This is a genomic window from Deinococcus radiodurans R1 = ATCC 13939 = DSM 20539 (assembly GCF_000008565.1).
Lineage (GTDB): Bacteria > Deinococcota > Deinococci > Deinococcales > Deinococcaceae > Deinococcus > Deinococcus radiodurans.
The window spans coordinates 1-12,724 of the sequence record NC_000959.1; the positions used below are offsets into that span (position 1 = coordinate 1).

Annotated in this window: 8 protein-coding genes and 2 pseudogenes; 3 read left to right on the forward strand and 7 right to left on the reverse strand. The window is 54.6% G+C overall.

What is annotated here, in order from left to right:
* Positions 1-724 precede the first annotated feature (724 nt).
* The 3 genes and pseudogenes from DR_RS16190 (at position 725) to DR_RS16545 (ending at position 4,046) form a co-directional block, all read left to right on the forward strand.
* Entirely contained in the window at positions 725-1,951 is a 1,227-nt protein-coding gene (locus DR_RS16190; RefSeq protein ID WP_010884080.1) for a PEP-utilizing enzyme, read from the forward strand.
* Positions 1,952-2,012: 61 nt separating this feature from the next.
* Positions 2,013-2,801 (forward strand): PEP/pyruvate-binding domain-containing protein, encoded by a 789-nt coding sequence (locus DR_RS16195; RefSeq protein WP_162177806.1) that lies wholly within the window; start codon positions 2,013-2,015, stop codon positions 2,799-2,801.
* A 237-nt stretch (positions 2,802-3,038) separates the two neighbouring features.
* Positions 3,039-4,046, forward strand: a pseudogene (locus tag DR_RS16545) (IS630-like element ISDra3 family transposase).
* Between the two features lie 716 nt (positions 4,047-4,762).
* Here DR_RS16545 and DR_RS16205 read toward each other — a convergent pair.
* The 7 genes and pseudogenes from DR_RS16205 to DR_RS16235 form a co-directional block, all read right to left on the reverse strand.
* Entirely contained in the window at positions 4,763-5,320 is a 558-nt protein-coding gene (locus tag DR_RS16205) for a recombinase family protein (protein ID WP_010884081.1), read from the reverse strand.
* Positions 5,321-5,470: 150 nt separating this feature from the next.
* Positions 5,471-6,205: a Qat anti-phage system TatD family nuclease QatD gene (qatD, locus tag DR_RS16210; RefSeq protein ID WP_010884094.1), complete on the reverse strand. Its 735-nt coding sequence runs from the start codon at positions 6,203-6,205 to the stop codon at positions 5,471-5,473.
* On the reverse strand, positions 6,202-7,473 hold the full coding sequence (qatC, locus tag DR_RS16215; protein ID WP_010884099.1) for a Qat anti-phage system QueC-like protein QatC: 1,272 nt from the start codon (positions 7,471-7,473) through the stop codon (positions 6,202-6,204). Before qatC ends, qatD begins: the two co-directional genes overlap by 4 nt.
* Positions 7,470-8,057 carry a Qat anti-phage system associated protein QatB gene (gene qatB, locus DR_RS16220; RefSeq protein ID WP_010884109.1) on the reverse strand — a complete coding sequence of 196 codons (588 nt, stop codon included), beginning with the start codon at positions 8,055-8,057 and terminating at the stop codon, positions 7,470-7,472. Before qatB ends, qatC begins: the two co-directional genes overlap by 4 nt.
* A gap of 250 nt (positions 8,058-8,307) precedes the next feature.
* Positions 8,308-10,218 carry a KAP family NTPase gene (locus DR_RS16225; protein WP_010884100.1) on the reverse strand — a complete coding sequence of 637 codons (1,911 nt, stop codon included), beginning with the start codon at positions 10,216-10,218 and terminating at the stop codon, positions 8,308-8,310.
* 222 nt (positions 10,219-10,440) lie between these two features.
* Positions 10,441-11,094, reverse strand: coding sequence for an Eco29kI family restriction endonuclease (locus DR_RS16230; RefSeq protein WP_034351335.1), 654 nt, complete (start codon positions 11,092-11,094; stop codon positions 10,441-10,443).
* 23 nt (positions 11,095-11,117) lie between these two features.
* Positions 11,118-11,927, reverse strand: a pseudogene (locus DR_RS16235) (transposase); the annotation flags it as partial.
* Between the last annotated feature and the right edge of the window lie 797 nt (positions 11,928-12,724).

Below are 12,724 nucleotides of genomic sequence, written 5' to 3' on the forward strand. Positions count from 1 at the left end.
CCCAGGGCAGACTCCTATTGTATCCAGCGAAGTTTGCGATAACCAGCGGAACTTCGATGACTATTTCCACGAATGTGCTCGCCTCCTAGAAGGTATTCAGGTTCAACGGACGCTGAGATACTCCCATACGTCGTCGAAGCTGAACCTTCGTCTCCGGTCGTGCATCTCGATATCAGTCAAGCCAACCGTGATGAAAGCGTCTTCACTCAAGCGCAGCAATTCTGCCCGCACCGCAAAAATGTCCGTCAGCACCTATCATTTGGTAAAGGTGAACATGCCTGTTTGGGGCAATCCTTAGTGTATACAATCTGTAGGGTAATGGCTCACGCCCTCGAACTGCTTTCAGCTCCAGCGGGTCAGCGTACCGATCAGGTTTCACAGTGAACCGCACAACCGTACATCTGGACGAATCTGTGAACGGTCTCGTACCACATGAGCCAGTTTTTGAACGTGTAGGGGATGACCGCCTAGTGTGGCAGTATCTAGAACATAAATGCCCCCGTCCTCTAGGGCCCCTAGCTCAGTCCATCTATCCGACGCTATTCCGCAGTTTTACTGCCGCCTTCCGTGATATGGGTTTTCAACGGGGCGCAGCTNACGTTTTCTTTTCCACCGCGGTTACGTTTACAGCCACTTCATTCTGCCTGAAGGCAGTCCGGTTACAGGCAACCCGTCATCTCCTACTCCTACGGAACGGTGGAATGCCGAATGGAAGCCGTACATTATGTCACATCTTGTGCGCCTAGAGGACATTTCTCTCACCGGAATACCTGATGATGAACTGGGGCGTCTACTGCAGGAAATAATTGAGCTGTGCGGATATGCCTGGGATGTCCACCACCGGCTCACCTATCCGGAAGTTGAAGCGTTCTACAACTGGTGCCGTATCAATATCGCCGGAGTGACGAACGAAGAACTTCACGAGTTATTTCTTGGTCAGGATTTCCTCTCTTTAAGGCAAGCGCGTGGCTTTTGGAAACTGGCACATATTGCGTCCTCGCTGACAGAGGGTTGCGTTGAGGAAGACTCTGATTGGGCAACACAACCACAGTTCCTTGCCGAGCTAAGTCAGTTCGTCTCTAAACATGGCCTATACCTTACAACGTACTGCGATATCGGCCGTCCTTCCTGGGAAGAGGATCCTTCTGCAATCGTAGCCATAGTGAAGCGTTACATGGCAGCAAATCTGCCTGACCCCTCCCTGCGAATCGAGCAACAGATCTTAAAACGCCAAGAACGATGTCAGGTACTTTCGGCGGCTTTACCAATCGACAAGCGGCCCGAATTTGATCGGCTGTACCTCAGTGCGTTTTCGAGCCTGCATTTGCGTGAAGACCACGTCGAGTGGATAGAGCAGCGCCCTCTGGCGTTGCTCAGACGTGTCTGCAAGGCTTTTGGCATCCGGTTGCACGCTCTTGGACTGATTGAAGACCCATTGGACTGCGCGTACTTTACGTTGACAGAACTGTACCAATTTGCGTGCGGCATTTCGATCGCCCAGGCTCTAAGGGAACTCCCTGCTCGGAAGAGCAGTTACGAAAGTGACTTGAAGTTCAAACCTCCTAGATTTATCCGAGAAGCGCCACGTTCCAGTCCTGATGATGTCTCGAAGCTGTTGAAGGGCATGGGAATATCACGTGGAACAGTCAGCGGTCGCGTCTGCTCAGTACGTTCCGTGGGGGAAGCGTTTGAGAAGTTATCTTGGGGAGACATTCTGGTCTGCCCCGAAATCGGGCCTGACTGGACACCCTTGTTCTCTATCGCCGGAGGGCTGGTAATAGAATCATTTGCGGGCGGAATGCTGTCGCATGCGGCTCTGGTGGCACGTGAATACCGAATTCCCGCAATCCTTGGAATCAAGAGTGCCTGCTCGCTCCTTGATGGTCGATACGTGGACTTGGATGGGACAACCGGTTTAGTGGAGATAGGGAGACGCTTTGAATCAATGTGATGATTGCAAAAACTCACTTTTATGCGACAGTGGTTGTTTACCTTCAATACTCCCACTAGAGTTGGTCGATCGCACAATGCTAGAACGAGTGGGTGGAAAAGCAGCAAATCTTGGAGAAATAGCTGGGATGGGATTTGAGATCCCAAACGGATGTGTAATTACTATTGACGTTTTCGATGCTGCACTCAATGCAGTATCGTTACCAGTGGGAGGCAAGCGATACGGCTTTAGCTTTATGAATCTTCACTTCCCGCAAGATCTTTATCCACATCTCAAGGAGTGGGCAGAGCGACTGGCTGGGCCCGTAGCGGTGCGTTCCTCTGCTGTTTTCGAAGATTCTGACCAGGCTTCGTACGCTGGCCAACTCTCCAGCATTCTTAATGTAGAGGGTTTTGACCAAATCGTCGTAGCCGTCGAAGAATGTTGGCACTCTATCTTTGGACAGCGTGTTAAGACGTACAGCAAGTTACATAACGATGGGATTGATAGGTTACGGATGGCCGTAATCGTGCAGGAACAGGTCTTTCCCAAAGCTGCTGGGGTAATGTTCACCGCGCACCCGATCACTGGTAATCCTGAACACACTGTAATCGAAGCGGTAAGCGGCATCGGGAATAAACTTGTTGATGGAGTCGGCACACCTAATCACTGGGTTATCGATAGAAATTCTCGTGAGGTGATTGAATCACACATTTTCAATTATGTAGATGTGTCTGAGGCTGAGTTGAAGGCCCTTCACGACCTCGGCATCAAAGTCCAAACTCTTTTCGGAAAACCCCAGGACATTGAATGGGCACTGAAAGATGGAAAACCTTTGGTCTTGCAGTGCCGTCCAATCACATCCATGTAGATGTCGACATGGTTCTGTCAACTTTGTGTGTTGCGCTAAGCCGTGGGAAGCTGGGCGTGTCACTCCCACTCGGGCCAATAAACCTGCTGGCAACTTCGATCCTCAAGATCGTGGATAAAATCGTGGTCGGCCCGAGACCCTTTTAATCAGACGCGACAGTATGAATCGGACACCAAGCCTGCACGCAAATTATTGACTCCGGCACGACTTGGAGACGCGAGGTAAACTTAGGAGGTGCTGCGCGTCTGGCGACCCTCCACTTTGACTCGTGACCAGCTGGAAGAACGACGGCTGTATGCTCAGCAGCTCCTCGCCGCAGTGAGGTCAATGCCAAGGAGATCGCGGCTTCGGTCGGCGTTTCCGAAAGTACAGTCCGCACCTGGAAACAGCGTCTCCGAGAACGAGGCAGCCTCCAGGCCACCCGAGCGGCTGGGCCTTCACCGCGCCTGAGGCCAGAACAGCGCACGCAACTGGGGGAGATCCTGCGCGCAGGACCGCTGGCCGCCGGTTATCCCGACGCGCGTTGGACGACCTCCCGCGTGCGGGAGGTCATTGGCCTGCAATTTGAGGTGTGGTACCACGCCGATCACGTCAGGAAGTTGCTTCACCAGCTTGGCTTCAGTCCTCAGAAGCCAGAATCGCGTGCCTTGGAACGCGATGAGCAGGCGGTTCAGACCTGGGTCGAGCAGACGCTCCCCAGCTTGAAAAAAAAAGGTTGAGCAGGGTATGACTCTCGTCTTCCTCGATGAAAGTGGCTTCAGCCTGAAACCGACGGTGACCCGGACTTGGGCCGCCCGAGGACAAACGCCGATCATCACGGCCAAAGCCAGTTGGGACAAGCTCTCGACTATTGGTGCGATAACGACTACGGGCCAGTTCTTACAACAGACCTACCCAGGCGCCATTCGAGGCCAGCAGGTCGTGGCGTTCTGCCGACATCTCCTCCGCCACGTCCAAGGCAAGCTCGTTGTGTTGATGGACAACGCTCGTATCCACAAAACGAAGGCCCTGAGGGCCTTCGTCGAGCAGCAGCCCCGTCTTACCGTCGAGTATCTCCCGCCCTACGCTCCTGAACTCAATCCCATTGAGCGGGTGTGGGCCTACATAAAAGGATCAGTCCTCGGAAACTTCTGCCCCAAAACTGTCGGTGAGTTGAAGGCAAGGCTAAACTCCGCGTGGCAACGTGTTCGTTACATTCGGCTTCCCCAGCGCCTTACTCACCGCTACTGTTCGTCTCCAACCTAAGCCGGAGTCAATAACGTCGATTGAACCAGGGCTTAACCTAGAGAAGGCCCGATTTTCCGCCATTTGCGATGAGTAATTTATGAGTCACCAAGAATCGTGCGAGAATGAGAGTTTGTGCAACGAATTTGGAGCGCTGATGCCAACAGCTTTTTGGGCTTGCAAAACTCTGTTGCACAACCGAAATCAATGGCAATTGGGTATTGCAAGCATCTAAAAAATGTGATTTGAGTTACTAGGGGAATATTTCGCACGAACTCGATTGCGTTGGTAAATGGGGTACCGCGAGAGTAGGAACCAAAATCTGCGCTAAGGAGATATTCCTGCTGTAACTGTCATTATTACAGGATTTTTTCACAGAAGGCCTGATGGAAACGGCAACGACTGGCACGGTATTTTGCTTGTCTTTAATACTTATCGCAGGAAAGACCGTACGTGTCAGTTAGGCAAACGCCAGTCTCGTGCATGAGTGAGAAAAGATCCGTCTGGAACGGCGAATTCTGGCAGCTAAATCTCTTAGCGCAGGTTCCTGTTCTTACTCTCACGTCAGGCCATTTCTTACTAAAAATTGCGAAGGTGTCAGAGACCCCGGCAAGCAGGATACAAGTGTAGCGAAGTAACCCAAAACTTGCAATGACTGACAATGAACTCGCTATTCCAAAATATGGCGCATATCACTGTTAGCTTTGCATAGACTCTCAGGCAACCCCTGCACTGTGTCAGCTTTTTAGAGCCTCATAAAGCGTATCCCTGTTCACCCCCAGCTCACGGGCAAGAACCGTCTTTTTTTCCCCAGCAGCCACCCTTGCCCGGAGTTGTTCAACCTGCTCAGGGGTCAGCGCCCGTTTGCGGCCCTTGTACTTCCCGGCCTGCTTTGCTTTAGCGATGCCTTCCCGCTGATTTTCAAGGTTCTGCGCCCGCAGGAACTCGGCCACCGCGCCCAGCATGGTCAGCAGCAGGGTATTCATCGGGTTGTCCTCACTAGTGAAGACCACGCCTTCGCGCTGGAATTCCACCCGCACCCCGCGCCCCGACAGCTCGGTGACGATACGCCGCAGGTCGTCCACATTGCGGGCCAGCCTGTCCATCGAGTGAACAATCACGGTATCGCCTTCGCGGACGTAGGCCAGCAGCTCCTGCAATCTGGGCCGTCTGGCATCCTTGCCTGATGCCTTGTCTTCAAAGATTCTGTCCAGCTCTACACCATCCAACTGACGGGCGGTGTTTTGGTCTGTGGTGGATACCCGGATATAGCCGACGCGCTGCCCTCTGGTCATGCTGCCCTCTATTTTGTCGGGATAGGGTTTAGAGTTGCCCCGACATATGTCGGAATATAGCAAAATGGATTCTATTCCGACACTCGGATGCCGATTTCATCAGGAGGCTTGCTTGTCGGGAATGGGTATACCTCAGAACGACAAAAGGATTTACCTCACTGTGCCAAGCAGGCGGCTCACATTTTCTTTCACGATTCGTTCTACCTCGCTGGCGGGAATTTGCCAAATCTTGCTCAGTCCTTCTACCACCGATTTGACGTCCCAAGGAAGCGCAGCCTGCCCATCAAGTTCGAGGAATGGCCCATCCGTTTCGGTCAACACTCGATCCCTTGGCATAGACCGGATTAAAGCTGCACCTTTTTGGGTTCTCACCATGGTGGGACCTACTGAAAACCAACACCCCAGGGAAATGGCCCGGCGCAGTTCTGTAACCGAGCCCGAGTACCAATGCAGGATGGGGGTACCGCTGCGTGGGTTGGCCTCGAGACAGTTCAAGACCTCGCTCTCAGCGCGGCGGCTATGAATAGAGAGGATTCGGCCTCCATGATCCTCGCAGCGGCGCAGGATGTGCTGAAAGACAGCGAACTGCTGAGTCCAGGTGCCACGCAAGCTGGGACTGCCGTCGAGCCCTACTTCTCCCACGAAGCGTGTTTCGGGAAGATAACGGTCAAACCATGGGAGATCGGCAGCTCGTTCGCTCACCACCTCAGGATGAAAGCCCAGGGCAGTCCACACGTGCGGACGCCCAGCGGCCAAAGCCAGAGTTCCCCGCCACGCAGCTGGCGTCGTTGTAACCGAAAGGACAGTGAGTTGCCTCTCTTCGCATGCCCGGGCCACGGCCACAGGGTCTGGATACAGATCTAGGTGAACGTGAAAGTCAATCATGGCACCTTTAGGAGGCGGTGAAGTGCCCCCAACTCCTCCATAGAACGCTTCACCATAGCCTCCATTGCTGCCCGGTCGCCGATTCGCCGGTCACTCAAGGAAGCTCCCAAAAACCGCTGCACACCTTCTTGCTCCACGGTGATGATCGCCAAGGCCAAGGAGCGGACATCATCGAAGAGTGCGTGGCTGTCGTCATTCTGGCCTAGAGGATAGAAGACATATTCCGTGCGGTCTGGCTGGCCCCAGGCGAGGAAGGCCGCCCGACGAACCTGACATGGGATGCACCGACCACAGTGCTTATAACCGAATCGTCGATAACGACCACAACTGGTTGTGGCGCTCGCCCAGCGGCTCAGCACGGTCTGATTTGCGCATTCTGTGAGCATTTCGCCCTTCGTCTTGAGGGCATACGGGTTGATCAGCGCTACGTTGAGGCCCACAGCTTGTAGGACTGCTTGAAGCTGTTGCAAGAAGACGGGATGGGCTGTCCGGGTACTCAAACTGCCGATGCGCATGGGTGTCAGAGGGGGATTCAGGGCAATAAACCCATTCTCATTGATATATATCGGCACTGCCCGTGCCTGCTGAAAACGTGTCGTGGCAGTGGCCGCTAAAACCGCATACGCCAAGAAGATCAGCGTCCGTGAACGTTGTGAGTCCTCGCCTGGGGTCGGGCATTCAGCCGCGTGATTCAGTTGCAGATGGGTCGTGCGGCCAAGGTCAGTGGCGATCTCCCTTTGCTTAGCGGCGTCTCCTGCGACCAGTTGACTCACGGCAAGGGGATTGTGCCCTTCAGCCACTAGGTCGATCATCCCTACCAAACTGTCCAATCCCCCTGAGAGCAAGGCCACGCAGTCTTCAATAAGCGGGCCAATAGGTTCTTTAGGTTGGTACTGGTATCCGCCTGGGCTGAACGTGATGCTCCAGCGATCCGTCGTCAGGTAGGCGAGCGCCTCTTCCAGCGCCCGGGCTTGAGCATTCCATAGGTCAGCATCTGTTACAGAGATGGTTAAGGACAGTTCACGCGTCCACCCATCTGGGCTTTCGCTCCTGGGAGAGGAAAGATCCGCAGCTAAAACGGACAGCGTAAAGCTCAGAAAATCCCAGGATTGGCTCGGAATCGGCCACCTCTTTCGAATCACCGCTTCCCGGAGGCTGGCACCGATGCCGACTTGATGAGTGTTCAGTCGTCGGCCATAGAGAGCAACAATTGTTGACCCGTTCGAGACCGCTGCGGGTGGGTTGGGGGTACACAGGAAATGTCTCATCCCTTTGCAAACACCTCCATGGTTAGTTCAAGAGCGCGTTGCGTGACGGCCTGCACGCTTGGAGCAGTAATTGCCTGTCCCTGGCGGCGCAACTCATCGAAGGCACCAGAGACGGTCGCTTGGACGTAGTCCCGTGCTTGACGTAGCCGATCTGTCAGCATCAAGGCACTTACTCCCTGTTGCCTAAGCGCCTGGCCGACATCGAGTTCGATGTGGAAGAAGACGTCTTGTGCTACGTACAGTTCTACGACTAGCTCGAGCTGGTCAGCAGTTAATGCAAGCAGGTCGGCCTGTGGGTGTTGGATCAGCAGTTCGGACAGCGCAGYGTTGATCGCATGCCGACTCGCTTCGGCATCAAGGGTACCGTTGACGGGCTGTACCCCTTCGATAACTGCGTCGATAATATCCTGTGCACTGCGCCCAGGTTGCAGTCTGGGATCGACTGACCGCAATTGGCCTGGGCCGGTTCCCACTGGCGGGGCCGATAGAAAGCTGAACAACCGTCCTGCGGTTGCCGAAGTGCTAGCCATGCGCTGAGCCGCCGTTTTGGAACCACCGTGACCAGATTTCACATAGGACGACATCCCAGCACGAAGCTTGGCGTTGTCACCTGACCGGGCGAATTGCCGAGGTTCTGGCGGGCGGCAGCGAACCGTGCTGTCTGAGCGACTATCGGCTCCCCCTGATCCGTAGAGGTTTCCTCCGTTGGTGGTTGTTCCGTCAGATCATCGGGCAGGGGTGGGTCACCGGGGGGTACCTCAGGGTTTTCCACCCACGTGGGAATCAACCGCACTTTCGATTTTGGCCCTTTGCTCGACTGAGAGGTACCCATAATTAAGCCCGCCTCCGTCGCTCTTGCGCTTCAATCGCATTGACAACATGCCTTGGAGCCCCCGATGTCTTCCAATCTGTGAACAGCTCTGCCGCCCAAGGCTCCCCTGAGATTTTCGGGATGAGACTAGGTTCCAGTTGAGTCATCGGCCTATTTTTCAAAAACCGCGCCAGCTTCCCAGCCTGACTGTCATGTAAGCGTGACACCGCTAAACAATCGTCCAGAATTCTTGGCGCTCCCCACCGCTCTTCTCTCTGCGCTTCTCGCAGAAGCGTGTCCATCACCATGCCCACATCACGGGGTGACAAAGCCGCGAGCTCTTGGCGCAGTTGGCCGCCGCTGCCGGGATTGGCCTTCATAGCAGTTAGAACGTCTGAGGCTGCCTTCGTGTAACCAGGGCCGTCAATGAACAGTGGTGCATTTTCTCGACCAACGTGAATGGCGGGACGGAGATCTATGTCGCTGAGGACTGGTGGAAGTGCCAACCACTTCTCGACGAACTCCTCATTCCAAGGACTTGGGAGACTTAGAGGTTCTCCCGCCAGGGCCTGGGTTTCCCATTCCTGTAGAAAACTGGGCTTGCCGTTAGGATCCAGGCCAACCTGCCGGATTAGCTCGCTCATAACGGTGGGCGTTCCCAAGCGCTCGAAGAGCAGCATTTTCGCTAGGACGTCTTCAGGAACATCAGTGCCATGGGCCGCCGCCACCGCACGCCGAATCGATAGTGCATTGAGAAAGCGTTTGATAAGCCTTGGATTTCCATCGATCCCATTGGCAGTAGCAAGTAGAGGCGCGAGGTGATCGGCGATGCGCAASGGKTCTTTAAGCGGTTCGGGAAGGTCAGGATGTTGGTTTACGATGAAATCGCCGTCTAGCCGTGTCCCGCTCCATCCCTCTCGCAGAGCCTTGTTCACGGTGGCCACCACCCGATCCTTTTTCTCTGCCTCCAACTCACTATCTTCAACCAGCAAGAGCAGCAGGTAAGCACGGACATCCTGTGTACTGAGTGGGGGCACTCGAACTGGAACCTGAATCAATTTATCAAAGTAATTGATCACTGCTGCCTCATCGTTCATGCCCTCAAAGTGCTTGCGTACAGCATGTTTGATCATGTTGTCATCAGCTGCAATTACAAAAGCGGTTCGCTTAAGGAAAAGGAACAATCGGATGGCTTCGAGCGTTGAAATTGTCGTTTCCGGGAGACAACGGTCAAGATCATCAATAAGAACCACTAATACTACGTCCAACTTTTCAAGTGCTGTTTCGAAGGAACTGCGAAGTGCTTGAATTTCCTGTGGTGGACTGGTTTGAGGGGCGGCCTTCAACAACCCACCTAGAGTGGTAACAGCTTGCCCCATTACCTTCTCCGCTCCCTCAATATCTTTCCCTTCTATCTTTCCGTCTCTGAGTCCGCTAATGGCAGAGGCAATCTCCCCAATCAAACCAACAGGAGGCAGGCCAAACGCTGCAGCTCCAAGGTGGGCAGCTACCCGTGCTCCCCGCATCCAATTAATGCGGCTGACAAAGTCTTTGACGTGATCCATGCCAGTTTTCTGACGTTCTGCTTCCGCGGTCAATTCACGGGCAATAACATCCATCAAGGCGGCACGTGCGTCGTCATACCCCTGATATAGCCAGGCGTTAAACTCGACGAACACCATTTTGGGCGTTGCGGTACCAGATCTGGGTGCGTTGGCGGAATTCTCCACTCCATTAGATGCTGGAAGACCGGATTGGCGTTCGTTCAGGTTACGCCGTATTAACTTGATCATAGACGACTTGCCCACACCCCAGGCACCGGATACTCCGATTGAGACGGGGTTCCCSGCAGAGCCGACGATCAGCTCGGCAACTGTGTTGGCTACACTGGTGAAATTCAGATAGTCTCTATCGGTTTCTGTATCTGCCCACATTAGCTATGCTCCTCTTTCACCATACTTGCAGCGGTCGGTATTCACATTGAGTACGCCATCTGCAAACAGGGGAATTGTTTGATATTAAACCTAGAAGTTGCTCAGCCATTTTAGAGTGGCATGGTTGCTGTTTAGTAGCACCTGAAATAATGTCATCAACGCCGCAATCCCAGTGGCTATTTTTTCAATCAATTCAGATTAACCCCATCTGGTGTTGTCAGCTCACTTCTCAGATGCTTCCTCAATCGCCTTTTCTACGGCTACCTCTTTAGCATGGTGGCGGGCGCTGATGCGGCTCCGTAACTCAGCCACATCGTAGATGGCGAGATTGCTCATCCGGGTGGCCCATGAGCGGCCCGGATGAACTTGGTCCCAGACTGAACGCTTCTGGTTGTAGCGGCCACTGCCAGGGTCATGGTTCCCGAAGCCGTCGATATGGCGATTCCAAGCTGGAACAAATTTGCTGATGAGCACGCTTTCTACCCAGGCTGAGAGGTGGAGCGTTGTGGGGACAACCTTGAAATAGAAGTCGGCCACGTCCAAGTTCTCTACCTGAGCGATAGACCGCGAGTGCTCGTACAGTCGCTTGTACAGGCTATTTTCCAGCACAGCCTTCTTTGCTCCTTCTCCAGTTCGGTCACCTTTCGGCACGGCTTTACCGATGTAGATAGGCTGGGTAAAGTTCTGCTGATTCGCGGCGGTCACTGGGATGTACAGCTCGTGTGGCCCCTTGTAGAACAGGATGTAAGCGCCTAGCAGTTGCCCCAGCTCACCTCTCATGCCTTCCAAGTCTGTGAGCGGGTAGATGTCTTGCCCATCGTAGAACTCCAGCAGGTCAGCCTCTAGGTCGGCAGGAACGTCAAACTTGCGAATCACAGTCCCTAAGGTACTGACCACCCTCAGTAGGTGACAACTTCACTTTCAGCCGCTCCTGGCGGACAAAAAGCCTGGATTAATACCTCTAGGACCGCCATGAACTGTTGGGGTTTCCACCGTAGGNCATCCACGAGATGCTGAGCACCGTGCCGCACCAGACTGACCGCTCTCCGACCATGCTTCAGAACGGGGATGGGCCAGGTCTGGCTCAGCCAGACCCCCAGGCGCAAACAGAACATCCAAGCCAATGTCACCAGTCCGAAGAGTCGCTGTAGACGGCTCCTTTCCGTCATTCCGGTTCGCTCTAAGTCAAAGCCTCGCTTTTTGAAACTGCTGAAGGTGCACTCAATCGACCAACGCTGCTTGTAGAGCTTCCAGGTCTTCCGAGCGCTGAAATCTGTGGCGATGATGANGAGGTCACCTGTAGGTGACCTCGTTGCGACCACCCGCATCAACTCCCCGAACACGAACACCTTTTCGCCGATCTCGTGAAAACGGCCGTGCTGGACATGCTCAAACCACTCTTTCCCATTCATGTCGTCCAGCATGTCGGTCTGTCGGATGCGGATCGCCCGCTTAATGCCCTGACGACGGAGAAAGCGGAACCATTCCGCACCGATAAACTCACGATCGGCCACCAGGCCCAGCCAGCGTTTCGCTGGCAGGACCTGGAGCAGCTTCAACACCAGCCACATCCGGGCGTACGTGTGACTGTTCCCGGACTCGTCGAGGGGCACCCAGATCAGCGGCAGAGTGAAGCCGTGAACCACGGCTCCAAGCACCAGAAAGTTGATGGGGGTCTCCCCGTGCTCCCAGTTCGTGCGGTCCAGGAGGTGGTTTAAGGAAGCTGCTACGAAGCGCAAAGTGAGGAGTTTCCCGAGGCAGAATCAGGCGGATTGTTGGGCTTCCAATCTGCACAGCACCCGCTCCAGCGCCCGTGCGTTGCCACTCTGGACACAGCACTCACAGATACAGACATCCAAGTCTCGATACACTCGCCAGCCCTTTGTCCCAGCGACCTCCCACGCCTCCTCTTCATTCGCCTGCCGGGCTGTGCTGTCGCCGCAGNKTCACAGAGAAGGTACACGCCCTGACCCTGGGGTCTGACGTGATTGCGGGTTCGCCAGGCCGCTACCCCATCGAGGTGCGAGGAGACGGAAGACAACAGGGGGCTGGCCTTTCCCGCTCGCGCATCCTCAACAATGCGCGCTGTACGCGACTGCATCCGGCGCATCAGTTCCGTGCCAGCCTGATCCATCGTGTAGACCGGCACATGCATGCCCTGGACATAGGCATGACCCACGATCACATGGTCCGGGAAGGCGGCGCGGAGCCAGTCTTCCAGGTGATCGAGGGCTTCCCGGTAGGTCCGCTCAGCGATCWNGAGAAGCGTCGCGTTCGTCCCCGAACCGTAAGCAGTGGGTCAGCGTCGGGCCCCACAATACGCGCCATTCCCGTACGCACGCTTGCAGCCGCAAGAAGTCAGGTTCAGACACCCGCTCAAGCCCCAGCAGCATCACGTCGGCGGTACTCATTCTGTGAGAAGCATAGCCGTGGATGAAAGCCGTTTAAAGGTAGAAATCTACTGGTAGTCTTCTCCCACACCTTTGTGTGCGGTAGAAAAYTCGGC

What these genes read in the sequence shown, in the direction of transcription:
- DR_RS16190 (WP_010884080.1), top strand. Translation starts at nt 725, where the DNA reads ATGTCACATCTTGTGCGCCTAGAGGACATTTCTCTCACCGGAATACCT.
- DR_RS16205 (WP_010884081.1), bottom strand. Translation starts at nt 5,320, where the DNA reads ATGACCAGAGGGCAGCGCGTCGGCTATATCCGGGTATCCACCACAGAC.
- qatD (WP_010884094.1), bottom strand. Translation starts at nt 6,205, where the DNA reads ATGATTGACTTTCACGTTCACCTAGATCTGTATCCAGACCCTGTGGCC.
- qatC (WP_010884099.1), bottom strand. Translation starts at nt 7,473, where the DNA reads ATGAGACATTTCCTGTGTACCCCCAACCCACCCGCAGCGGTCTCGAAC.